The sequence below is a fragment of the Sphingobacterium hotanense genome (assembly GCF_008274825.1).
GTDB classification, from domain to species: Bacteria; Bacteroidota; Bacteroidia; order Sphingobacteriales; family Sphingobacteriaceae; genus Sphingobacterium; species Sphingobacterium hotanense.
Genome location: NZ_CP030848.1, coordinates 2,248,781 through 2,273,899, shown reverse-complemented (window position 1 = coordinate 2,273,899; position 25,119 = coordinate 2,248,781). Strand labels below are relative to the sequence as shown.

At 39.4% G+C, this 25,119-nt stretch carries 21 protein-coding genes; 4 read left to right on the top strand and 17 right to left on the bottom strand.

Going from position 1 to position 25,119, the window contains the following annotated elements:
• Window positions 1-12: 12 nt before the first annotated feature.
• From DSM08_RS09470 to gwsG, 8 genes are all read right to left on the bottom strand, one after another.
• Window positions 13-1,617: a RagB/SusD family nutrient uptake outer membrane protein gene (locus tag DSM08_RS09470; protein WP_149525924.1), complete on the bottom strand. Its 1,605-nt coding sequence runs from the start codon at window positions 1,615-1,617 to the stop codon at window positions 13-15.
• A gap of 12 nt (window positions 1,618-1,629) precedes the next feature.
• Window positions 1,630-4,782 (bottom strand): SusC/RagA family TonB-linked outer membrane protein, encoded by a 3,153-nt coding sequence (locus DSM08_RS09465; protein WP_149525923.1) that lies wholly within the window; start codon window positions 4,780-4,782, stop codon window positions 1,630-1,632.
• 297 nt (window positions 4,783-5,079) lie between these two features.
• Window positions 5,080-5,424: an arsenate reductase (glutaredoxin) gene (gene arsC / locus DSM08_RS09460; RefSeq protein WP_149525922.1), complete on the bottom strand. Its 345-nt coding sequence runs from the start codon at window positions 5,422-5,424 to the stop codon at window positions 5,080-5,082.
• A gap of 133 nt (window positions 5,425-5,557) precedes the next feature.
• Window positions 5,558-6,895 carry a TolC family protein gene (locus tag DSM08_RS09455; protein ID WP_149525921.1) on the bottom strand — a complete coding sequence of 446 codons (1,338 nt, stop codon included), beginning with the start codon at window positions 6,893-6,895 and terminating at the stop codon, window positions 5,558-5,560.
• Window positions 6,896-6,898: 3 nt separating this feature from the next.
• Complete coding sequence (locus DSM08_RS09450; protein ID WP_149525920.1) at window positions 6,899-8,209, bottom strand: HlyD family efflux transporter periplasmic adaptor subunit; 1,311 nt, start codon at window positions 8,207-8,209, stop codon at window positions 6,899-6,901.
• Window positions 8,199-10,400 (bottom strand): peptidase domain-containing ABC transporter, encoded by a 2,202-nt coding sequence (locus DSM08_RS09445; RefSeq protein ID WP_149525919.1) that lies wholly within the window; start codon window positions 10,398-10,400, stop codon window positions 8,199-8,201. Before DSM08_RS09445 ends, DSM08_RS09450 begins: the two co-directional genes overlap by 11 nt.
• A gap of 1 nt (window position 10,401) precedes the next feature.
• Window positions 10,402-11,493 carry a grasp-with-spasm system SPASM domain peptide maturase gene (gene gwsS / locus DSM08_RS09440; RefSeq protein WP_149525918.1) on the bottom strand — a complete coding sequence of 364 codons (1,092 nt, stop codon included), beginning with the start codon at window positions 11,491-11,493 and terminating at the stop codon, window positions 10,402-10,404.
• A 171-nt stretch (window positions 11,494-11,664) separates the two neighbouring features.
• Window positions 11,665-12,627 carry a grasp-with-spasm system ATP-grasp peptide maturase gene (gwsG, locus tag DSM08_RS09435; RefSeq protein WP_149525917.1) on the bottom strand — a complete coding sequence of 321 codons (963 nt, stop codon included), beginning with the start codon at window positions 12,625-12,627 and terminating at the stop codon, window positions 11,665-11,667.
• 917 nt (window positions 12,628-13,544) lie between these two features.
• Here gwsG and DSM08_RS09430 point away from each other — a divergent pair.
• The gene (locus tag DSM08_RS09430) at window positions 13,545-14,537 is read left to right on the top strand and encodes a transposase (RefSeq protein WP_149525916.1); all 993 of its coding nucleotides are present in this window, start codon (window positions 13,545-13,547) and stop codon (window positions 14,535-14,537) included.
• Window positions 14,534-14,908, top strand: a complete 375-nt coding sequence (locus DSM08_RS09425) for a hypothetical protein (protein ID WP_149525915.1) — start codon at window positions 14,534-14,536, stop codon at window positions 14,906-14,908. Before DSM08_RS09430 ends, DSM08_RS09425 begins: the two co-directional genes overlap by 4 nt.
• 100 nt (window positions 14,909-15,008) lie before the next feature.
• On the opposite strand, the gene DSM08_RS09420 is transcribed toward DSM08_RS09425, so the two are convergent.
• The 6 genes from DSM08_RS09420 to DSM08_RS09395 form a co-directional block, all read right to left on the bottom strand.
• Complete coding sequence (locus DSM08_RS09420) at window positions 15,009-15,200, bottom strand: hypothetical protein (protein ID WP_149525914.1); 192 nt, start codon at window positions 15,198-15,200, stop codon at window positions 15,009-15,011.
• Window positions 15,201-15,245: 45 nt separating this feature from the next.
• Complete coding sequence (locus DSM08_RS09415) at window positions 15,246-15,437, bottom strand: hypothetical protein (RefSeq protein WP_149525913.1); 192 nt, start codon at window positions 15,435-15,437, stop codon at window positions 15,246-15,248.
• A gap of 41 nt (window positions 15,438-15,478) precedes the next feature.
• The gene (locus DSM08_RS09410) at window positions 15,479-15,667 is read right to left on the bottom strand and encodes a hypothetical protein (RefSeq protein WP_149525912.1); all 189 of its coding nucleotides are present in this window, start codon (window positions 15,665-15,667) and stop codon (window positions 15,479-15,481) included.
• Between the two features lie 206 nt (window positions 15,668-15,873).
• Entirely contained in the window at window positions 15,874-16,614 is a 741-nt protein-coding gene (locus tag DSM08_RS09405; RefSeq protein WP_187773824.1) for a LytR/AlgR family response regulator transcription factor, read from the bottom strand.
• Between the two features lie 3 nt (window positions 16,615-16,617).
• Window positions 16,618-17,556 carry a sensor histidine kinase gene (locus DSM08_RS09400; RefSeq protein WP_187773823.1) on the bottom strand — a complete coding sequence of 313 codons (939 nt, stop codon included), beginning with the start codon at window positions 17,554-17,556 and terminating at the stop codon, window positions 16,618-16,620.
• A 13-nt stretch (window positions 17,557-17,569) separates the two neighbouring features.
• The gene (locus DSM08_RS09395; protein WP_149525910.1) at window positions 17,570-18,568 is read right to left on the bottom strand and encodes a hypothetical protein; all 999 of its coding nucleotides are present in this window, start codon (window positions 18,566-18,568) and stop codon (window positions 17,570-17,572) included.
• 317 nt (window positions 18,569-18,885) lie between these two features.
• Between DSM08_RS09395 and DSM08_RS09390 the strand changes: the two genes are divergently transcribed.
• Together DSM08_RS09390 and DSM08_RS09385 are read left to right on the top strand one after the other, a co-directional pair.
• A complete protein-coding gene (locus DSM08_RS09390; RefSeq protein ID WP_149525909.1) occupies window positions 18,886-20,160 on the top strand; it encodes a DEAD/DEAH box helicase in 1,275 nt (424 codons plus the stop codon).
• A gap of 187 nt (window positions 20,161-20,347) precedes the next feature.
• A complete protein-coding gene (locus tag DSM08_RS09385; protein WP_149525908.1) occupies window positions 20,348-21,064 on the top strand; it encodes an SPFH domain-containing protein in 717 nt (238 codons plus the stop codon).
• A 75-nt stretch (window positions 21,065-21,139) separates the two neighbouring features.
• Here the strand turns inward: DSM08_RS09385 and DSM08_RS09380 are convergent, their stop codons facing one another.
• The 3 genes from DSM08_RS09380 to DSM08_RS09370 form a co-directional block, all read right to left on the bottom strand.
• On the bottom strand, window positions 21,140-22,630 hold the full coding sequence (locus DSM08_RS09380; protein ID WP_223110794.1) for a right-handed parallel beta-helix repeat-containing protein: 1,491 nt from the start codon (window positions 22,628-22,630) through the stop codon (window positions 21,140-21,142).
• A gap of 262 nt (window positions 22,631-22,892) precedes the next feature.
• A complete protein-coding gene (locus DSM08_RS09375) occupies window positions 22,893-23,828 on the bottom strand; it encodes a phosphodiester glycosidase family protein (RefSeq protein WP_149525906.1) in 936 nt (311 codons plus the stop codon).
• A 10-nt stretch (window positions 23,829-23,838) separates the two neighbouring features.
• On the bottom strand, window positions 23,839-25,119 hold the full coding sequence (locus tag DSM08_RS09370; RefSeq protein WP_149525905.1) for a RagB/SusD family nutrient uptake outer membrane protein: 1,281 nt from the start codon (window positions 25,117-25,119) through the stop codon (window positions 23,839-23,841).

The window sequence follows — 25,119 nt, the reverse complement described above, 5'->3', positions numbered from 1 at the left end:
CGTCTAATTAGTTTACCAACCTGGATTTTGTACCATTGCTTTGTTCATTGTCATCTCTATTGAAGGGATCGGCCATAACAGATGTTTTTCATCTTGAGCATTAACAAACCGTTCCTTTGCATAAAGATTTGCTGCATTTGGATTAACCACGTTCATTCGATCGACCACCGAACGCATTTCAAGAAGGAAAGTTCCCCATCGGATTAAATCAAACTTTCTAAGTTGCTCAAATGCAAACTCGCGCATGCGTTCGTCTCTCAAAGTGGTTTCAAACTCAGAAGCGTCTATTTGCAGACTAATATCATGCTCTGCTACATTTTCCGCTTCAGGTTTGAGCTTTCCGTGCGCTCTTCTTCGAACTTGGTTTAAGTATTCAATCGCCGTTGCAGTTACGGTTTTATTTGAAGCATAGAAGTCTGCTTCCGCATACATAAGGAGTATATCAGAAAAACGTAACAGAGGGAAATTTTGCGGTGTTTGCCCAGTTGCTTTGGGTTTCAATGTTTCAAATTCTCGACGCCATTTTGCGGCCTCACGATTGTATATTGCTCCCTCGGCAGTTGAGGTTAGCATATTTTTATTCCCTTCCGGTCCAGAGTTAACATAGGTAAAATTGGCAATAGTCCAATCGCGACGTTCATCGTCTGGAAGGTATTTGAAGTAGAGTTTTGCAGTAACTTTAACACCACCAAAACCGTTGCCAGTCAATGCATTGCTGGTGATTGGTCCATTCGCAAATCCTACAAACCCTGTCTCCGTATAAGTATCTGTTCTATTTCCCCAAAATTCTACTTCCCAAATACTTTCACCAATATCATATTGGTCTCTCGCATAGTTTTTAAATACTTCTGTAAAATCAGGGTTCAATTTATGTGCTGCAGACACGTCGTCTATCACTTTTGCAGCCCATTCTTTTGCTTCAGCATATTTGGCAACATCCTTTAAAGGTTCACCAGCCATATATAGACAAACCCGAGCCAGCATTCCCCTTACAGCTGATTTGGTGATGCGCCCTCCATGTTTGACACTACTTATATCAGCCACCAAGCTTTCTGCAGCCTTGAAATCTATAAGAACTTGGTCATAAATCTCTTTTGCAGAAGTGCGAGGAATGTCCATATTTTCATTTGAGTCCTTGGTTGCCTGTAGAATTAGAGGAACTCCACCGAACTGTTGCACAAGCATAAAGTAGAAGTGAGCTCGCAAGGCATAAGCTTCTCCCCTTATTCTATTTCTAAAATCTTCATTGATGCTTGTGTTTTTATCAATATTCTCCAAAAGAAAATTAGCACGGAAGATCCCTTCGTAGAGCGTTCTCCAAATTACAGCTACATCATTATGAGAAGCTGAAAAATTAAAGTTTTGGGGGCCTTGAGGTAAATTATTACGTGCATAATAACCTTCATCAGCCTCTAGTCCTAAACGGTAGAGCCATACCGATCCGTATATGCCTGCAAGACGATCATATACGCCTGCAATTCCTGCCGTAAGTTCTTTTTCTGTTTCATAGTAGCCAACTGGAGAAAGGTCATACGGTGTTTTCTCCAGAAACTTTTTACATGATAGCGCACTTGTACAAATCAACGCTGCCAGTATATATTTTATTGATTCTCTCATGATAATCTGGAATTAAAAAGTTGCTTTCAATGTTCCAACAATAGTCCGCGCCATAGGATAAGCTGAATAGTCAAAGCCTGGCATCAATGTCGTATTACGTGTGGAAACTTCAGGGTCCATACCACTATATTTTGTCCATGTGACTAAATTTTGTCCCGCAACACCTATTGCCAGTCCTTTAAGTTTAACGGCTTTGATGTATCTAGCTGGGATGTTATAATCAATCGCTACAGTTTTTAGACGCAGATAAGATCCGTCTTCGAGGACTCTAGAGGAATGCCATCCAATAACTCCCTGCCCGTTAGCTCTGAATATATCTGAATCAGGATTTTCTGGCGACCAACGATTTTCATACGATGCGTATTGATTCAAGTTGGTTCGAACATTCCCGTTTCCTTCATAATGAAGTCTGTTAGCATTGTAGATATCATTTCCGAAAGACCACTGAAAGAATACAGCCAATGACAAACCTTTATAAGTAAATTGGTTATTCAGACCTCCAATATGTATTGGGAGTCCACGTCCGATAATGGTTAAGTCCTTACCGTCGATCGTCAAGTCGCCGTTGATATCTTTATATTTGATATCCCCTGGCGCTACATTGGCATTTCCGTTATTCGGTATATTATTTTTAAGCGTGTATACTCCTTCGGAAGGATTGTTAAAGTCATCGTATTTATAGGTCCCTTCCCACACTAATCCGTAAATCATTCCGACAGGTCGCCCTACTTCAGATATATATAATGGATTCGTGCCATACTGTGAAATGAAGCTTGGGAAACTTAAAATCTTATCCTGATCACCATTAAGAGCAAGGATTTTACTTCGGTTAAAACTAATATTAAAGTCTGTAGTCCATGAAAAGTCTTTTTTATCGATATTTTTCGAACTAATTGTAAACTCTAATCCATCATTCCTTACTGAGCCGACATTCTTCATCGCGAACGAAAACCCTTGACTAGTCGGTATTTGGGTATTCATAAGTAAGTCGTGGGTATTTTTACGATATAAGTCGACAATTAATTCCAATCTACCTTTTAAAAAACTGAGATCCATTCCGACATCGATATTTTCGGTTGTTTCCCACTTAATTTCTTGTGATGGCAAAGCGGTCATAATTGCACCGAGCGTCGGTGATTCATTACCCCATGAATATGCGCCACCAATTGGCAATGATAACATTGGGAAACGCGTGTATTCACCAATCCTATTATTTCCATTCATACCGTAGCTTACGCGTAACTTAGCGGTATTAAGAACCTTTTGCTGCTTAAACCATTCTTCATTAGTCGCATTCCAGGCCAAAGCTCCTGCAGGGAAATAACCCCAACGGTTGGCCGGAGAAAATTTTGATGAACCATCTGCACGCAGGGTTCCTGTAAGGATGTATTTAGACTTATAGCTGTAATCTAAACGCCCGAAGAAAGAGAATAGCGAATAATCGGCCCAAGTTGAGCGAATATCAAGTGGAATTCCTTGTTTTACCCCTGCCATGCCTAATCGTTCATTCGGCAACTGTTGTACTGAGAATCCATATGATTTGACATTCGATGTTTGGATTTCCAATCCAGCTAGCGCATATAATTTGTGATGTTTATTGTATGTTTTTGTGAAGTTTAGCGTGTTGTTCGTAGAAAAGGTGTTACGACCACCCGTATTAACGCTCGCATTTACACCTTTACTATTGAAATAGCTAATCAAAGTTCCTTGAGGGGTTTTTGAATTATAGAAATCGTCGAATTGATATTGATTACTACTGTAAATCAGGGTACTCTTAAATTTCAATTCCGGTAGGATTTGATAATCAATATAGCCGTTTGTTATAAGATCGGTGTAGTATTTCATGTTGTAGGAATTTTCCTGTGTAACAACTGGGTTGAATCGAGCATCGTATTGATTCTCTGCATCAGCATCCATATCTTCTTCTAATAGATTGGATCCAGAACCAGTTACTGGACGATATGCCCAAACACGGCTTAACAGGTGAGAGGTAATTGTGACACCCTCTCCTTCCCGAATGACACCTCCGAAGGTCTTTCTTTTCGTGTAATTTGCCGTAAGGCCAACTTTTAGCTTCTTGCCGATATTCTGATCTATTGCCATCCGACCTTGATATCGCTGATATCCAGTATAAATAATAATACCGTTCTGATCATTCACAGAGCCTGAAATCGAGAACTTAGTTTGCGAATTCCCACCACGAATACCTAAATTATGTATCCTATTTAAAGAGCTTCTAAAGATTTGATCTTGCCAATCGACACCTGCTATCCCGCGATAATCTTCAACTGTTCGATTCATGGAATCTAAATACATCGAATTTGCATTTCCTAAGTGTAATTCTTTTTGATATTTAACAAATTCATAGGGGTCCATCATATCGATAGTTTTTTGAACTTGCTGCACTCCAATTGAATTATTAAATGTAATCACAGGTGCACCGGCACGCCCTTTTTTAGTTTCTATTAATACCACTCCATTGGCTCCTCTTGCACCATAAATACTGGTTGACGAGGCGTCTTTCAATATGCTAATTGAAGCAATGTCATCTGGGTTAATACTTGAACTTGCAAAGTCCTCCATTGGAAATCCATCAACGACATACAATGGGGAATTGTCTTGAGTCAGCGAATTACCTCCTCGTATGACAATATTTAATCCTTCCCCCGGTTGACCATCTGTTCCGGACACTTGAACGCCCGCGACGCGTCCTTGAAGTGCCTGATCGATATTAGGAACAGGAGCCTTTTCAATATCTTTCATTTTTACTTGAGCTACCGCTCCTGTGAGGTCTTGTTTACTAATCTGTTGCCCATATCCCATTACAACCACCTCTTCCATCTTCTCTTCTACTGGTTGCAAGGTAATGTTGTATTGCCTTGCAGCAGAAATGGTGACAGTTTTACGAACATAGCCGATAAAACTTATCTCAAGCACATCCCCGGATTTAGCTTGAATTTGAAATTTCCCCAATTCGGCGGTACTGCTGCTTTTGTTGGTTGATCGCACTTTTACGAGTGCTCCAACTAACGGTCGTTTCGTTGTTTCGTCGATAATTGTCCCGTTGATAGTTCGCTCAGCCTGCGCAAAAAGTAGGAAGGGAAAGAAACTATACAGAATAATAATTAACAACGATTTCGATAAAGAATACTTAGTCGATTTCATAATTTTTCATTGGTTTAACGATTTTGGGAGGTATTTGAGAATCCTCCTTTTGATTGATTGGCATGTCACAATATTCAACTGTGTACGTACACGAATGTAAAGTAAAAAAAATATACTACGGCGATTTCTTCATAATCTGACTTATTTTGGTAATGCGTAAGAATTGGTTAATTGACATGAAGATAAAATTAATCTTTCCTTAACCCAAATATTTTTTCATAAAAATACTGACAGGTAATTTTCTAACTAATAGATAATTCAGAAAATTATACTGTATCATCCGACACAAATCAGGCTCTATTTCAACAATTCCAGAACTTTCTCAATTGGTCTACCAATTATTGCTGTTCCATCTCTCACGACGATTGGGCGTTCGATCAAAATAGGATTTTGTATCATAATATCAATCCATTGCTCATCATCTAATTCCATATCTTCATAATTCTGCTTAAATACTTCTTCATTCTTACGAATGAGATCGATTGGTCTTATACCGAGCATTTTTACAATCCCTTCTAACTCCTCTTTCGAAGGAACTTGATTCAGATATTCCGTCACTACAAACTCCTCTCCTCTTTCTTCTAATAGACTCAACGCAGCGCGGCTTTTACTGCACATTTGATTATGATATATTTTGATCATGTTTAAATGGTATTAGCTAAGTTATGCGAAAATACAAAATTGCAATTCTATCCATCTCATTGAGCATAAACAAACGCCATTAGCGGCTTTAGAACATTATTGAATGAAGAAAGTAATGATAGTAACAGTGAACTTAAAACGTTATATCGCCGGTTGCCATTAATTGGATAAGCAATTTTGCAAATGCCATGTTATAGCGCACTTGTATGGTTTCACTTTCAGCATTCAGGAGGTTTGCTCGGGAAGTATTCAGGTCGTATATGCTTATTTTTCCAGCGTCAAAACTCTTCTGGCTGATATCAAAAGCCAATCGAGTATTATCTAGCGCCTCATTGCTTAAAGCAAGTTGGTTCTCGTAGTTTTTATAATCCAAAAGATAACCTTGCATCTCTTGATTAAATTGCTGCTTTCCAAGCGCTAGTTGTTCCGCATTTTGCTGAATTACAATCTTATTTTTCTGAAGATTATACTTTACACTATTCCGATTATAAATTGGAACATTTAGTGAAAGTGTTACTTGCTGAGAAAAGTTATTTTGAATCTGTTCCATGTAAGGGAGCTTTCCGAACCCCTGAGTCAGATTATTGAAGTAAAAACTCCCGACATTTACACTCAAGTCGATACTCGGATAAAGACTGGAACGAATGATTTTATTTTCAGCAATGACAGATTCATTCAAATACTGATACTTCTTGATTAGCGGATGTTCATTCCAGATCATATTTGAATATAAATCAACCTTTACATCGTTCCGGGAGAGCTCCTCGACAAACGAAATCTTATCATCAATACGGATTTCTTGATCCTCCTGCATGTTCATGGCATACTTAAGTGCCAAAATAGCCTTATCGATTTGTTGATTAGCAGCAGCTTTTTTCTGCACATCGCGACTGTAATTCGCTTTTGCTTCATATAAGACAGATAAGGCAGTAACACCTAAGTCTGTGGATCGTTGTATCTTCTGCAACTGCAAGCTGGAGAAAATAGCGCTAGAATCTATCAATCGAGCCATTTCTTTCTGTAGAAGCACTTGTAAGTAAGCTTGGGCAACCTGCATGCGCGTATTGCGCCTAGCGAGCTCAACATCCTCTTTTGAAGCATTGACCAAGGCTTCAGTTTTGATTACACTGTTCTTAATACGTCCGAAGTTAAGGAGAGAAACAGAACTTGATAGCCCAATGCTATTACTAAAATTGTCGTTCCTAGCATTGTTTCCAAAGATATCTTGTGACTGTCCGAAATTACTAGAGATATTACTGAACGCATTTAAGTTAGGTAGCTTTTCGCGCTTCGCAATCTGAATATCGATTGATTTATTTTCAACATCCAACTTGGATAGGGCCACGTTCCTATTTTGTTGTACAGCATAGTCCATACATTCTTTCAGAGACCACTCTTCCTGCGCAAAAACACGGTTCGCTAACGACAGGATAAATAACGCACAGAAAGCAGCTAATAATTTTTGTTGCATATGCTAATCGTTATTCTGGTACTTTAATACACTTCGCAACTGGTCAAGAATCCTTTGTGCAAGCGTTAGTTCTTCCGTTACGATGTCTGCATTGCCGGTAAGTTCCTGATCAAAGCTCAACTGCTTGTCGTATGAGGTGTTAAGGCCATTCGGCAGTGCCACCTCAACATAGTACTTCCCGTCTTTGTCCGGTGTCAGCGAGAGCGATTGAATACGTCCCGTAACGATGCCAAATTCCTGGTATTTGTAGTTGTCAAGCTTAATTAATACGCGTTGATCTTTCTGTATCTTCCCTTGATTCTGTGCAGCAATCAGCATTTGACCAATAATGATGTCCCGATTCGCAGGTAGAATACTCAGCAAATTTGAGCCAGCCTTGACAAACTGATTTTCTCCCAAAAACTGTAAATAGCTAACTTTCCCGTCGATGGATGCCCGAATAAGAAAGCTTCTCTCCCACTGTGTGATCGATTTTCGAAGTCGCTCTAACATTAAAATACTACCGCTAGCGTAATTCGATTCATCCTTAGTCTTATTAATCTGAACACCCGCTTGTATCTTCCTAAAATTTAGCACACTCTCCTCTAACTGCGCAAGCGATAATTGCGTATTTTTAAAGTTCTTTCGTTGCTCTAGCAATCTTATTTTTTCGTTTTCCAAATCTAAAGCCGAGATCACGCCCTGTTGCTGCAGCTGTTCCGAACGTTGGTAGTTCTTTTCCGTGAGCTCCATTTTAGCCTCTTCGATCGTGTATTGCTGCTTCATGTTGGCAATTCGATTCTCGTAGTCATTAATATTCTTACCTGCTGTTAATCCCTCAGTATCATAAGGTTTCAGCTTGGCAAATAGCAACTCATCCTGTACAGCTTTGGCAAAAGCCGTATAATCTTCCTGTACTTCGCCCAGTCGAAAAGTGGATGTCAATGCGATCGGAAATTGAGCTAGGGAATTTGATTTGACGCTATCTAGCAACTGCTTTAAGCGAAGAATATCCTCGTAGTTCGCATTCGACTGTAATACTAAAATAGGTTCCCCTTTCTTCACCGTTTTCTGATCGGCAACAAATATTTTTTCAATCCTCGAGTTTACTGTTGCTTCAATCTTCTCCGGCGGATTCTGCGAACTGATGACGATCGATCCCTGAATAAACTCAGGGTATTTGATGATACAGGCAAGCGTAAAAAATAAAACAATCACCAAACAGATCACCGTACTTCCCCAACGAATCAGCCAATGCGGTGGATTCTCCAACACATCGTTCACCTGCTCTGAACGAAGATGGATATTATCTAATGTATTTCTATTAGTTTCCAAGTTCCAACTGATTTTTAACTAAACGATAGTATTCTCCTCTTCTAGCAACTAACTCGGCATGGCTACCCTCTTCCACGATTCGGCCACGATCCAACACCACAATCTTATCTGCATTTTTCACGGTAGATAAGCGGTGAGCTATGATCACCGCTGTTTTACCTTTCAAAAAGTGGTTCAAGTTGTCTGTAATAATCTTTTCAGTATTCGCATCCAAAGCACTCGTAGCCTCATCAAAAAACACAAACTTAGGTTCTTTATATACCGCCCTTGCGATGAGCATCCTTTGTGTTTGTCCGCCACTAAGGCCTAAGCCTTCATACCCTATTTTTGTATTATAGCTTAAAGGCAAGCTTTCGATAAATTCTTTAATATTCGCCACTTCCACTGCTTGACCCAATTTCATTTTATCTACACTATCATCCCCTAAAGCAATATTATGAGCAATACTTTCATTAAAGATGTATCCATCTTGCATAACAATGCCACAGTTCGCCCTCCAAGTATGAACAGAAATATTCTTCAACTCCGTAGGGCCAATTTTTACGGTTCCCTGATCAGCATCGTAAAACTTCGCCAATATCTTCATCAAGGTCGTTTTGCCACTTCCGCTCGCACCTACAATTGCAGTTGTCTTTTCGAAAGGAATGGTTAAGTTGAGCCCTTCGAATACCGATGTTTTTGAGCCGGTATAACGGAAAGAGACATTATTAAGTTGAATATCGCCTTCCGGTAGGTCTGTAAGTTTTGCTTGATCAAGCTGTTCTTCATCGTCTTTCTCATGAATCTCATTCAGACGTTCCAAAGCAATTTTCGCATCTTGAAATTGACGAATAAAGCTAACGAGCTGAATCAAGGGCGTATTTAATTGCCCGATAATGTACTGCACGGACAACATCATCCCCAAAGTCAATTTCCCTTCAACAACCAAACTAGCAGCAATAAAGCTGATCAATACATCTTTAAGTTGACTAATGATATTACCGCCGATCGTTTGCACTTGCTCTAATTTCAAAGCCTTGATCTTAATGCGGAACACTTTGATCTGAGTGCCCTCCCATTGCCAGCGTTTGTAGTTCTCGGCATTGTTCATCTTGATCTCCTGCATACCATTGATCAGTTCCATTACCTGGCCCTGTTCTTCCGATAGCTGGGAAAACTGCTTATAGTCCAATTCTCGACGCTTCTTTAAGAAAAAGGTTATCCATAACACATAGGCAATAGCACCGAAAAAGAAAACGAGGAAAAGCTTATAATTATAGATCAACAGCACCATCCCGAAAATGATGAAATTGATAAGCGAGAACAGCGTTTGCAATGAGCTATTGGTCAACAATTGCTCGATTCTGGAATGGTCTCCAATTCGCTGCATAATATCAGCTGTTACGCGTGTATCGAAGAACTTAATAGGCAATCGCATCAGCTTGATAAAGAAGTCCGATACAATGGAAATGTTAATTCTTGAGGATAAGTGCAGCAGTATCCACGCCCGAATCATCTCAATGCTCATCTGCCCCAAATACAACATAATTTGTGCAAATAGCACTAAATAAATGAAATTGAGATCCTGATTTTGGATACCGATATCAACGATACTTTGCGTCAGAAACGGGAGTACTAAGGCGAGCAAGCTTCCACCGATAAGTCCGATTGCTAGCTGAACAATATATTTCCTATATTTTGAGAGATAGTGTTTAAGGTATTTATAGATAGAAAATTTCTTATCCGTGTTCTCTTCCACTTCATCAAAACGCGGCGTAGTCTCCAGCACCAAAACGATGCCTTCTTCGGTCGTTTCATTGGCGCCTTTCCCAATCCAAGCTTCCAGAAACTCTTCTTTCCTGTAGGTTATCAATCCATAGCTGGGATCGGAAATATAAATTTTATAATCATTAGCAGATTTCTCGACTTTATAAACGACCACAAAGTGCTGCTTTCTCCAAAAAACAACACAAGGCATCGGCACATCTTCAAAAAGCGTATTAAAGTCGATCTTTACCGCTAGTGTTTTGAATCCGATCGCTTCCGCGGCGCGGCTAAGTCCCATAAGACTGGACCCCTCTCGTGTTGTTTCTGAAAGATCGCGCAACATCTGTAGAGAAAGCGACTTCCCGTAATGTTTGCTGATAATTCGCAAACATGTCGGTCCACAGTCCTTGGCATCGGGTTGTTTATAAAACGGAAACTTTGCCATCCTACGCTTTATCGATTAAATCTTCCATTTGATAGAAAGAGATGGCGTCTTGTTTCAACGGATTCTGCGACCAATCTTCCCATGAATTATTGTAGGGGTCATAACCACATTTCAATGGTTTTGATCTATCGCGTCCATCCTTGTCGACATGCGTTCGTTCTGTGAAAGCTCTACAATCCGTGCAGACATGACGGAATTCGCAATCTTTGCAGACCTCAATACTGTCTTTATTGATGAACCAATCCTTCCTAAAGCCGGGATCTGCAAGGATGTCTGCTAAAGACGTATCTAAGAAATGACCATAGTTTTCTTTCATCGATGGGCAGTTCTTTATGAAGCCATCCTTGTCTATTGACAATTTCCTATTTAGACAAGTATTGTGAAGTTGGCTTTCGGAAAACAACTCTATGCTCGTGCTGAAATAAGAAGGTTGAATAACCCCACATTGCAGGTTTGAGTTCAGACTACTTTGACTGTAGACAATTGACGCGGAATCTCTGAACAACTTAACTTGCTTTGTTTTCGGTGCTCCATGAAGTACAACCGTATTGAGCCTGTAATCTGTCTCCATTAAATCTTTTATCCGCTTTTCTGAATATTCCTTGGACCAAGCGGTAATCAATTTGATAGACAAGATCTTGCTATATTTAAATAAGGAAAGTAGCTGAACTGTTTCGGAAAAAGGAATCGGCTCGTAGCTTCTTAATTCAACCGCCGATAAGTTCAGCGAAAGTAAATCCTGAATAAAAGCGACATCATAACTCGTTCCTGGCTTAAACTCGAGAATAACATTGGTAATTTCAGAGAAAGCATCCCACTCTAACGACAAAGGTACCAGCTCTTTGATAATGTTGTCATCCAGAAGACCCATGTCCATTTTCAACACAAAATTGATATAGGACTGTATTGTCCCCTTGTTTTCAACTCCAAAAGTCTCTATTGCTTCTTCCACCGAATGGTCTGCTAGAAATACCAGCACTTCAGCCATGTCGTTTGGAATTTGATAGTATTTTCTAAGCTGTAAATCGCAAAGCAGCGACATGCTAGCCCCTTTGACAAGCTTACAATTTGCGAAGATATTCAGATAGCGCATAACTAAAGTTTTGAAACCGGTTTGTAATAACTAATCACCCTATAGCCTTTGGAATTGATATCTTTGGCTTCTTCTAATTTATAGGGCGTCTTGTCCGAATCCATTTGATCCCTCTCCAGAAAATAGATTGAAAGAGGAAGACCCTCCATCTTTTTGAGTTTTTTGATAAACCTATGCTTCATTGGAAATCTTCTCTTTAAATATTAATGCCATTTCTCGTTCTAAAAAGTAATTACAAGGATGAGAAACCATACCAAATTGACCTTCTGGATTAATCTCTAAGAAAACGTAATCGCCTTCCGGCGTAAGAATAAGGTCGATCGAGCCTGTATTGAATCCTAAGCCTTTCATCAGGGCATCCAGCTTGCGCTCTAACCCTTGCGGTAATTTATAAGGAACTGTTCTATTTGGGCGTTGATGATCGTAGTTACGGAAATCGGTTTTGGTGTTTTTATTATTTTGCGAATAGATTGCCATCGAATAGAATCGACCATAAAGGTAGAATGCCCTGATCTCCATCTTCTTTTCAATCGCTTGCTGTACTAAAGATGGAAAGAATTGCTGAGGAACATATTTCAACGTCTTCTCATCGATAACCTTCGACAACATATTGAAGTGCATATCCCCCTCATCTTGTAAGAAAATCACTTCGCTGAGTGGTTTAAGAATAAGCTTCTTGTAGGTAGCAAGAAACCCCACGAGAGCAGTCTTGCTGGTCATCACCTCCGTCTTTGGAATCAGAATACCCTGTTCTTCAGCAGCCTGCAATACATGTAGCTTATTAATCCTATTGAATACAAAGGGATTGTTCACCCATTTATTCAGGTCGATCTTCTCAAGAATATAGAAGAATAAGGCTCTAAATTCCGTGTTTAGGAAGTCACGAAGCGTTCTATCGTTCTCAAAATGCTCTTCTCTGAAACTATATCCGACATTCGGGAACTTATGAATACGTCGTCTATACCATACCACGGCATAGTCATCATTTTGCGGCAATTCGGATAAACTGTTTATCATAAACAGATCCTCTCCATTTAAGCGTTTATACGGAGTAGCATAATACCCTAACCACTTACAGAGGTAGTCTGTAGAGGTCTCAAAACTAGCCTGGCTTAAGATTAATACTTTGCTCATTCTTCCTTCATTAGTATGATCACCTTCAGCTCTTTCTGCAGGAATCGCTTTACTGTGTGAAAATAGAATAATAGCAATTCAAAAAAACCGGGGTTAAATAAGCTGCTAACCATCAATCAATATTCGTAGGCTTTGAAAGTATATTCGTAAAGCGGGTTGTAGTATTTAGTAGTTAGTATTTAGTAGTTAGACCTATGACGGCTTGGATATACTTTTTGAGATTTGTTTAAAGCTTCTTGATATTATACCAAAACGAAAACCCATGCATACCCATATCAAAGCCCTTTCCGAGCGGTTTTGAAAGGGTTCATAAAGGGCTTATCATTGGGTTTGAAAGGGCTTTAAGCCGAGGAAGTCTATATTGATTTGTATTGAGGTATTGGTGGACTGAACGATTAAGGTAAACTTGTTTTGAACCAGGAAAGGAAGGATTCAAGGATTGTCAGGATCATGTTGAAAGAAAAAAAGTTTTTCTGAACCAGGAAAGGAAGGATGCAAGGATGGGCAGGATCTTTTTGAAAATAAAAAGGTTTTCTGAACCAGGAAAGGAAGGATGCAAGGATGGGCAGGATCATGTTGAAAGAAATAAGGGGTTTCTGAACCAGGAAGGAAGGATGCAAGGATGGGCAGGATCATGTTGAAAGAAATAAGGGGTTTCTGAACCTTTGGTTTAAACAGAGAGTAATTGATGAATAAATACTTAATAGAAGATATAAGGTATTACCTAACGGAAGCGTTAGGATGAATAAGGCAGGTTGAACATTATTTTGAAGTAGTCGTTAAGGACTTTTCCTGGTATCTGTGCCTACCTTATTCATTGCCTAAGGCCAAACTAGAATAGTTTTATTATCAAAGGTACTTCAAAGGTACTAGGTAACGGGCAATTTTTCAATCATTTACATTAAAAAGTTTAGATCATGAAAAAAGATCGTATTACCTTAGGTGTCGACGTTTCTAAGAAGACATTGGACATCTGCCATTGGGGCACACATGATTTCATTAAGATCGAGAACAACAGTTCGGGATTTAAGCAATTGGCAAAGTGGATGCGAGGGAAAGGTTTTGTATCAAGCCAAGTCTTCTTTATCATGGAATATACTGGTGGATATGAATATAGATTCCTGCAGTATTGCGAGTCAAAAGGTCTTTCGTATACACGCAAATCTGGTCTAGAGATCAAGAAGTCGATGGGCATGGTCCGTGGCAAGAGCGATAAGCAAGACTCCTTTAGGATTGCCCAGTATGGGGAAGAAAAGGCTTATATGCTCGAACCAAGCGGTAAATTGAATTCTACAATATTTGATCTTAAGCAGCTGATCTCCTTTCGTAAACGTCTAGTGAGAGAGATGGCCGGTTACAAAGCGAGCAGCTCTGAGCGCAAGGCGATGTACGGGAAAGACGCAGGGAAGGTGATCCTGAAGGTCAGTAAAACAATGATAGATGTTTATAAGAAAGAGATCTACAGAGTAGAACGAGAAATCTTACAGCTCATCGAAAGCGATGAATCGCTCAACAGGAACTATCAGATCCTCAAAAGCGTCAAAGGGATAGGCCCGGTCAATGCCTGGATGACGATCGTTTATACGGAGAATTTCAAGGCTTTTACCGATCCCCGAAAATACGCTGTCTATGCCGGTGTGATACCATTTGAGCACACTTCTGGGACCAGTATTCGCGGTCGAAAGCGAGTCTCGCATATGGCCAACAAGGCCATAAAGCAGGAGTTGAACCAAGCGGCAAAGATTGCCATTACACATGACAAGACGCTCCGAGAATATGCGCAACGGAACCTCACAACCAAAGCTTACCCGTTGGTCTTGAACAATGTGAAATTCAAGCTGATTTTGATCATGTTTTCCTTGATCGGACGACAGGAGATGTATCGGGAAGATTATCATTATGCAGCGTGATAGAAAAAATATTAAAGAAAATTTGCATATGTCAAAAACCTAGAATACCAGGAAAGGAAGGATGCAAAGATTTACAGGATCATGTTGAAAGAAAAAATGGTTTTCAGAACCAGGAAAGGAAGGATGCAAAGATTTACAGGATCCTGCTAATCCTAAAATCCTTCCTTTCCTGGTTCAAGACAAACTATCCTTCAAAGACAAAACATCCTGCTAATCCTAAAATCCTTCCTTTCCTGGTTCAAAACAATACCCTTTTAAATAAACTGTACACGATCCTGCTAATCCTAAAATCCTTCCTTTCCTGGTTCAAGACAAACTATCCTTCAAAGACAAAATATCCTTCAAAGACAAAACATCCTGTAAAACCTTAAATCCCTCCTTTCATGCTGCAGACACAATTCTTGATCTAGCAAAAAAATAAAGGAGCTGCCCTCGATGGACAGCTCCTTTAAATTAGCTGATTACAAATACTTAATTGTTATCAGGAGCATGGTCACAAGTGTAGTGCTCTACTAAGCGACCTTTTGTCGGTCTGTGCTCTGTTGTTGGAACTGATCCTCCGTCTACTACATCTACTGAGAAGTCAACGAAGATGCCTGCGCCACCTTTAACTTGCTCAGTATTTGCAAGTTTGTTTGCGTTTAGTTTTTCTAACTTTTTCATAAGGTATTAATTTATAAGTGTATGTATTTAGTTTATTCGTTTTAATTACGGTCTTGTGCAACCATCGTCAATGTGGTCTGCAACTGTAGTGTCTCCAAATAGTTCGTTTGAACTACTCATTGTCGGAAGAACCCCATTGTCGATGCCATTTGTTAAACCGCGTCCGCCAAGAATGCCACCTTTAACTTGGTTTGTATTAACCAATTTGTTTTGTTTCAATTTCTCTAATTTTTTCATGGTTTTATTAGTATTAATGTGTGTGTGTGTGTGTACTTCTGTTATAAATCGATATAGTCTCTCCAGTTATCTGCCACTACATAGCCCGTGCTTTTATTGCAGGTCGGATCAACGCCGCCAGTGACAATACCTGTATCATTACTAAAGCTTGATTGGAGTCCGATCGAGCCACCTTTAATATTCGCTGTCGCTAATATTTCTTTGGTTTCAATTTTCTCTAATTTTTTCATCTCTGACTTGTTTGTTGATTTAAATATCAAGGAATATTTTTAAGTTTTTTGATAGAATGAAGATTGATATAGGTATCAATCAATAAGCGTCAAGTATTAGAGAATATTCGAAGTGGCGACGATTGGCAAGCTATAGAAAGGACTCGTCTAAAATCAAAAAACGCACTGAAAAGTGCGTTTAAACAACTAAAAATTAAAATCAAGAGTTAGGTAAGTCTTTCAATAAACTGCATGATCGCTTCTCGTTTTCTATTAGAGACAGGGATTTTTTTTCCATCTCTCATTTCCAATTGTCCGTCTTTATAGTATTTATGAATAAAGTGCGAATTGATTAGATAGGATTGATGACAACGGATAAATTGTTCTGGTGGCAACATCGCTTCAAAATGCTTTATTACCTTAGACACCATCAAGTTTACACCATCTTTGAGGTTGAAGGTGGTATAGCCCTTATCGCTATAACAATACAGAATGTCTTCCACATTCACGATCTGCGTAAATTCAAAGGTCCGTAGGGCAATCTTTTTGGGTATAGACGGATGCTTCAGATGATTTTCAGCAATCTTAAGCTGTAGCTGATTGAATTTAAATTCCGATGTTTTTTTATAGCACTGCTCGATCTTCTCGACAAGGAGATTTGGGTCTATCGGCTTTGTTAGGTAGCCTATAGCGCCGAGGTTCAAGGCCTCCATCGCATATTGATTGAATGCTGTGATGAAGATAATATGTGTGTCTAGATTTAGATTTGCGAGCAATTCCAAACTGATTCCATCTTTCAGTTGAATATCCGAGAGAATAAGGTCGGGTAATTCCCGAGGGATTTCTATTTGCGCCTTTTTAATAGAAGCTGCGGATCCCACTACAGCGACATATGGAATTTCGTCAAGAATAGTACGGATGTAGCGAAGTATGTTTTCCTCATCTTCAAGTATATAGATCTTCAGCATAATTTAATCAAAAAATAAAGTTAGTGGTATGTATATTTCGACTTTATACCCTGAGCCATCGGCTCTAAAATTTGGGAAAGTCTTTAGTCCTGCGGTCTTAGTATCGTTTCCATAAAGCAATTCTATGCGTTCCTGCGTAATTACATGGGAAAGAGATTCTTTTTCAAAACTTTTGACAGATTCTTCCGTCGCCCCTTTTCCGTTGTCGGTAATCTCGATATGTAAGGTTGCTTCATTCTGATAGAACTTTACCTGTAAACATCCCTTGCGATCGAGATTCATTAACCCATGTTCAATTGCATTTTCAACAAATGGCTGAATTAGCATCGGTGGAATAAGGATATTGTCAAGATCTAAATCAACCGATTCTACTTTGAAATCGAAGGAATGACTAAAGCGCATCTGCTGCAGATTGACGTAGTTCTGTAAACTTCTGATTTCCTTTTCTAAAGGGATAAAGTCCTTTCTATTCAGCTCGAGCATATCTCTGATTACTCTCGTCAATGTGATCAAATATTGATTGGCTTCCTGCTTTTGATTGGTACTGATGAGCCCTTGTAGGTTGGCGATGGAGTTATATATAAAATGAGGATTTAATTGATTCTGTCTATTCTTTTGCTCTAAAAGAAGCTGTTTATTTTCTAACAGCAATTTATCATGCTGTGCTTTAAAGAGCTTCTGTTTGTAAGAATTGAACAAAAAGAAGCCTAACAAGGCGAGCAAGGCGATTGATATACTGAAGGTCCAGCGCTGCTGTAGAATTAATTTATCGCTCAATTCATTGTTGGTTTGAAGCGATTGTATGGCTTCGTCTTTCTTTTCCGCATCATAACGGGCAGTCAGTTCCGCAATTTCAGTCTTCTGAATAATTTCGTTGGCTTCTTTGTAAGCCTGATTTTCTTTTTTGCTGTATTCGAATGCTCGCTTAAAATCACCTTTCATAGCGTATGATTCACTATATACTATAGTAAGTCCCTGCCAGATCCTTAGTATCATTTTTCTGAATCGAATCCAGTTTAACACCTTGGTTCAAATAAAAAATTGCTGAGTCAGGCTGACTATTGGCGAGAAATAATTCTGCGAAGTTAAGATAACGCTTTAAAGCATTATATCTTTTTGTCTCATTCGCAAATTGAAAATACACCCTTGCCTTTTCGACAGCCTCTTTCGTCCTTCCCGTTCGCTTCAGCCATTGCGCTTCGAAATCGTAAGATCGCATCAGCGCAAGCGTGTCGTTTAATGCAATCGCCAAGGATTGGCAGCTATCTAAAAACTCTTTCGTTTTTATCTTGTCTTTGAAATTTAGCGAAAGCATGAAACGTATATCGTAATACATTTGCCTAAATCTAGGATGGTCGGCATAAAGATAATTACGCTTCATCCACTCGACATGTGTCAACGAATTCTCGGTATCGCGATTCGAATAATAGGACATCGCTAAAAGATTATCTAGCTCATATAGATAGATGGAATTGAGCTTTTCTGCTTCTGCACGGACTTCGATCAACTGTTTTAATACGGCTGAAGGATTAATGTCTCGATCGTTGGATTTACTTTTTAATAATATTATTTGTTTAAGAACCCATTCCTCGGGTTTCGATTTAGGTATGTCAATGGCGTCCACGATATTGACGAGCGTATCATTTTTGAAACCATAATTCAATTTCCCTACTTTTGTCGTCCAATAATATATGTTTTTTCTAAAACCATCTGTTCGCTCATAGGCTTTCAACAAAGTGTCCGCGTCAGCATCTCTAGGTTCGGAGGCAAGCGTAAAATATTTTAAAAATTCACGCTTGGCGATGCTATCCAATCGCTGTTGCTCGCTTGAAGATAAGCTGCTGCTTTGATCTGTTTGACAACTGAAGACCATTAGAAGAATGCTCAAGGAGAGAGCAATCCATAGGATGTTTGAGCGTAAGAGAAAGTTGCGAACAATCAGATTTTGGTTCATAAACATAAAAATGATTTATTAAAACATACTAATTGGAGTTAATTCGATATTCGTCAGTCCTTGGTCCATATTCGACAATGCAGCAGCCATATTTCATAGAATATGTTACTCAGGTATCCTAATTATAAAGAATGCGATAGCTTCAAGAAGAGCTAGATAGAGGTTTGCCCCGTTAGTGTGTTCTCAAATATATTGAAAATATATAAATCTAGTTTGATAGAAATTTCGTTGCAAGTACCCACCAAGCGCATTGAATAATCGAGAACCGCGATATTTTAATTAACTTTGCAGCTACACATTCATTAAAAAAATCAACAGTGTCTTTAGATAAATTAAAACTTAGCAAGCGTCTTTATTCGAACATGAACGAATTAGGTTATTTTACTGCGAAGGAATTCCAGTTAAAAACCCTTTCCAGAATTGTTGGAGGTCATAGTCTAATTGGTATTGCTCCTGAAGGCGCCGGCAAAACGACAACGTATATTTTAGGAGTGTTGATGCGTTTAAAATACACTGATGATGAGGCTCCTAAAGTTTTAGTTTTAGCGCCAAATGAGGAGCGGATCGAAGAAATTGTTGAAGCATTTTATGCCATTAGCAAAAATAAGAACTTGGCTATAATGGGCTTAAAGTCTTCGGGAAGTATGGAAGAGGAAATCGAAGATCTTGTTCGTGGTGTGGATATCGTTGTTGCTACTCCTACTCGCGCGCGCGCGGTTTATCTGAAATTAGGATTGAACCTGAATCGTATACAAACGTTTATTGTGGATGATGCGGAAGAAATTGTAAAACAAGGCATGTCGAATACCGTGCGAGAACTTGCTCAAAGCTGTGGAAAGGTGCAGTACCTAGCATTTAGCACCGTGGAGCATGAAAAGCTTCACGCGATGATCGATGTTTTCATGCCATTTGCTACATTGATTGAAGTTGAAGATTTGGGCGATCATACGCATGATACGCATGAGCTTTTGCTGTATCAAGTTCCTAACTTTACGACGAAGATCAATTTGTTGAATGATTTGATGCGCGACGAAGAGGTTTTTGATAAGGTGATTGTGTTTGTTAATACTGTACATACAGCTCGCAAATTACTCGAAAGACTTCACGTCAAGAAAGGCGTTGCAGCATTATATCAGGGTGTCAATCCACAAGATTATAATATTGATGATGTCAACATCTTTAAACAGTTGCCGGAATGCCGAATACTTCTTGTTGCAAATGAAAACACTTCGGATGTTGATTTGAGCGGCATCCCTTTTATTTTCCATTTCGAAATTCCTGAGGAGATTGAACGCTTTGTGAAACACGTTTTAAAATCTTCTAATGAGGATGCTATCGCAATCAGCTTTGCTACAGACATCGAATTGCCGGAAGTAAAGAAGATTGAACAATCATTGGGTAAGAAAATTCCTGTAGAACCCTTGCCGAAAGATCTGTTGATCTACACCCCTTCTGATGCCCCAAAAGAGAAGCCGGTTATTGACGAAAGTCAGGGCGGTGCTTTCCATAAAAAGAAGGAAAGTAATAGCAAAACCTACAATTATGGAGGTGGCGCCAAGGCGAAAATGACAATGAAGAATAAAAGAAAATAGTCTTAGATAAGGAAAGGGGGAATTGTTGATTCTCCCTTTTTTTATTTAATGCTGTGTTGGAATACCTTCATTATTCCTTGAGAGGTAAATATTCCAACAAATTCTTACATTTGATGCGCTTTAGCATTTTTGATAAAAAGAGTTTGCTGAAGCTAAAGTAACTATACCAAACTAATCCATTTTAACCATGAATTTTAATAAATCAATTTGGTTTATCTCAGCGGCTTGTGCTGCCCTAATCGCACAATCTTGTAACTATGCAAAGTCTAACCAACAAGTTGTGGTATCTAGCGACTGCGGTATGACCTGGAAGAAAATTGAGGCGGGAGATGCTGTCCCGAAAGCCGGTCTGAATATGTGCTACATGAAGGTCGTTATTCCTAATTTTCCAATGCAGGGTGAAGCTCGCTTTATCTCCAATTTAAAAGATAAGGTAAGGGCGAATATTCATATTGATTATGATTATTCGATTACCGATGCGTTGTCGTTTATTAAGCAAGCTAAATTCTTAGGGAAAGCGAATGTGGATGCGGATAATGAAGATGCGTTGGGTAAATCCTTCGAAATGGCAGAGAATATGGTGATCGATAAACGGATAAAGGATGTAGCAAAACGGATATTCGTAAATGAGGATATCGTGGAATTGGACCAATCGGATATCGAGAATCATTTGCTTGAGGAAAGTAATAGAGAACTGGAAAAGCTTGGTGTAAAGTTGAATTTTATCACGCTAGCTTTTGATCTGGATGAGCAAACAAGACAGGCTATCGATGTGTCAACGGCAATGAAGATCTATGAGAGCAAAGGTCTTCAGGATGTTGGGAAAGCCGTGATGATCGAGCGCGCTGGTGCTACGAAGATTAGTGTTAAGAATCAATTGCCGACTTTGCAGAGTGGAGAGTAAGGAAGGAGGCGTTAGGGAAAAAAGAAAGCAGTGGAGTCTTGTCTGGACTCCACTGCTTTCTTTTTTTGGGGGGTGCTATTTTATTGAGATATCTGCCCCCATGACTGTTTTGTTATTTCTTGAAAGGTTATTCTGGTCGAGAATTAAATAATCGGGTTTTATGGCTGGTAAATTAATTCCGAGTATCTGTAGTTGCAATGCTGTCATACCATCGGTAGTTGCGGGCGAAGAACCTTTTAAAGGGATTGTCTCACCGTAGCCACCATTTTTTCCGAACGTACTGAAAGCTGTTGTTGGATCGAAGGCTTTTGTGCTTACTTTTCCGTCATAATCATATACTTGAGTCGACAATATAGAAGATTTAATACTATATGATGCAAATGTTTGTCCCCCAAGCTCTAAACTACCCGTGCCTATATTTCCAGAAATGATGGAATTATATATGAACAAACTATTGTTACCAGCGGAAGCATTTTGAACGGCAAAACCACCAACTGCAGCATTATTCATTCCTCCTTGATTTCCCGATACTGTCGAATTGATTAAGTTCATCTGTGTACCTCCATACAACGCGATGCCGCCTCCAAAACCGTTTCCACCGGCCTTGTTTCCATAGATTGTTGAATTGATCACATAGAACAATGATTTTTCACGTGCATAAATACCGCCCCCAACAGCGTTGGATCCTAAAGCACCAGCAACATTGTTTGCTATGGTGACGTTGTAAAGAATATTCACGCTTTCGACTGAAGAGTTGAGACTATACAATCCTGCTCCAACTCCCCCTGTCCTATTACCAAGAATCTCTGAATCAATCAGCTGTAATTTCGAACCGTCATTCCAAATACCCCCTCCGTTAGAAGCCGCAATTGTCGAGTAGTTATTTGTTATACTCACGTTCTTCATAAGAACGTCAGCCGCAGCTGTGATATAGATCCCTGGATTGTGATTAAATGAACTATTATCGGTAACTTTCATATTCTTCATCTCGACGACAGACCCTGCAATTAGGATACCCGCTCCGTGCTGACGACTTATATTTATACCATTTACTGCAACTGAGCCTGTACCACCAGCTTTACCTTTAGTAATCGTAAATCCGTCTAATTCTACTTTATGACCGTTACTTTTTGGAGCGACAATTGTTAGTACATGGGTCGCGCGGTCGTCGCCGTTCAATTCAGTTTTGTTGTTGGCATTAGCAGCTGCACCTGTAGTAGCCTGAGCGGGATAACCACCAATTAGTTTCACATTCTGTGCGATTTCGAATGTGATATCCCCCGCTTGTGAGGCACCTGATAAATTAACCGCAGGTTTATAAACACCTGCTGCTACATGAATAACATCACCATTCTGCGCATCTTTTAGGGCCATATCTAGAGTTGTCGCCTTCTCCCATGACAAACCATCAGAATTTGAACTTGCACTTGATTTCACGTAAAAATGCTTTACTTCAGTCGATACCTCTCCAGCCTTTTGAACAATCGTTAAGCTAGTTTTTACGTCATCAGTGATATAAGCTTCAACCATGCCAGTACGTTCGCTGAGTTCTCGGTTTCTTGCCACTATAATTTGTACTGTACCGGATTCCAAACTGTTCGCTTTAATAAAACTAATCCAACTGCTGGCCGTTTTTAATCTAAATGGTAGATTCGACTGGACTGCTATTTCGATTGTATCGAGTTGACTTGAAACCTCTAAATTGTTCTTTTCGAAAGAAATAGTCCCATTTTCTGGGGCAAAACTTTTAAGATCAAGCTTTTGACAAGAGGTCAAGCAAATTAGTAACACGATTAACAACTGCGTTAATTTATAGACTTTCATTGACTTATTTTTTGATAATTAATATACCATTGGCGACAGCGCGCTCCATTCCACCGTTATCCGATGGCCAATTTCTAATTTCAAATCTATCATCCGTAAAGTTTGGAGTGTTACGGACGAAAAATGTGCTTGAGCCACCGCCATCCAAGTTTATGGCGTCGTAAGCACCCATGGCCTTTAAACATTTACCAAGTTCATCATAAGCCATTCCGTTTGAATAATGGAAGCGGCGTCCGTCAACAACCAAAATATAAACTTTGCTGCCATCTTGAGAAACACCAATAGCAGTACGAGGCTCTAATGTTGCGTTTGTCTGTGTTGCTAGTATCCCATTATTGATAAGAGTTACCCTTCCCCCAACTGCTTCCTGAATTTCTCCTTTCACATTCTCATAGTCGTCTTGATCACCTACAAAGGCCTTGCCGTCTTTAAGGATAGCAAAAAACGTATTAATTCCATCCGTGACGCTAGTTTTAATTGCTATTCCCTCCTTATATAAAATTCCCTGAGGCGTCCCATTCGAAGTATTAAAGAAATCAGCGTTGATCCCCGCCCAAACTTCGTGTCCTTCAGAATCTTCAAAAGTTGCCTGCTTTGTCATTTGTTGCATGCCGTACTGCGGAGAGTTGTTCGGCGTAGATACCTCCATTCCAATATTTGGCTTAGTCAAGTCTACTTCAAATGTGAATATTGTTTTTGCTAGGCCGGTATGCGATATATAGGATATCTCAGATGCTGTAATTCCTTCTTGAACCGTGTAAGACGTATCCTTCTTAATATGTACAAAAAGATTTGTTCCGCTAACTAACTTCTTCGCAACATCCGTCGTAGGATTCAAGCTGAACTGATCCTCGACCTTGATAAATTCGTCTTTATTGCTGCATGCACCTAATAAGGGTACAATAAGTAGCGATAAATATATTGATTTTAACTTATTCATGATTTGATAATTAGTATCCAGGATTTGGTGTTAAATTAGTGTTTCTTTGTAATTCGCTTCCCGGTATTGGTAGTAAAGTTTGATAGTTTAAGATGCCCAGAGTGCTTACAGCTTTACCTGTCCGCACCAGATCGTAGAAACGAAAGTTCTCCCCTAGCAGTTCCATTTGCCGTTCTTTCAATACAGCATCTAAAAAATCTGCTTCTGATGATGGGTTAATGCTTGGCAGCCCTCTGTAGTTTCTAAGTTGGTTTAGACGAGTTAATCCATTTTGAAGCCCCTGCGCTTCTGCAGAAATCAAATACATCTCTGCAATTCTCGAAATAATAACTGGATCACGACCAGTTTGTCCACTTGGATATTTGTTAACACATTCAGTACCCGCTATATTTATTATTGTCATTGTACGACGTTTATCTGAAGTGGCAAATAAATTCACCGTTTTTTCCGTGATTCGATAATTACCTTGTCCTTTGTTAGGATGGGCGTATGAATAAAACAAATCAGAAATATTAATGGAAGACTCTTCCGAGAGATTCTCAAAGGCGAAGATAATTTCATTATTCGCTTGCTTTCGGAATATCTTCTCAAAACTATCCAAAGCGTACTTTCCAGAGGTTATTAATTTCTCAGCAGCTTGTGCAGCCTCTGCCTTTTTGCCCTGCGCCAAATATACACGGGCTTGCAATGCGGTAATAGCATCTGCAGAAACATAATAATACGAGTCGGCAACGCTGAGTAGATTTGAAGATTCTTTCAAATTTTGCTCTATAAACGCCCAAACATCAGCCTGTGCAGTACGAAACGGCTTGTCAAGCGTATTTTCATATAGTAGAGGTACATCTCCCCAACGCGTTACTAGATTGTAATAATTTAATGCTCGGAAGTAATATGCTTCGCCCAAAGTTTTATTCCTTACGGCGCTTGCTTCTTGCTTATTACAAATGTCAATAACATTATTCACTTGATAAAGCGAACTGTAATATCCGTTCCAGCCACGTGAGATTACAGAGTTTAACGGCGATAAAGTGCTAGTAATTAAGTTTAAAGGTGACGCGTTTGCCCCGGTTTGCAGGTCGCCACCTAACAAATCAAAAAGAATAAAATTATGTACACCGGGATCATTCTGCATGTTGTTATACATACCAATACGCAGCGCCGGTATATCACTTTCTTTCACAGCATCAGGCGACATCGCCGAATGTGAATATAAATCAAGCTGATTTCCACAAGAGCTTGCAAACATCAACAGCGTCGAAAGGGCTATATATTTAAATTTTAAAGATTTCAT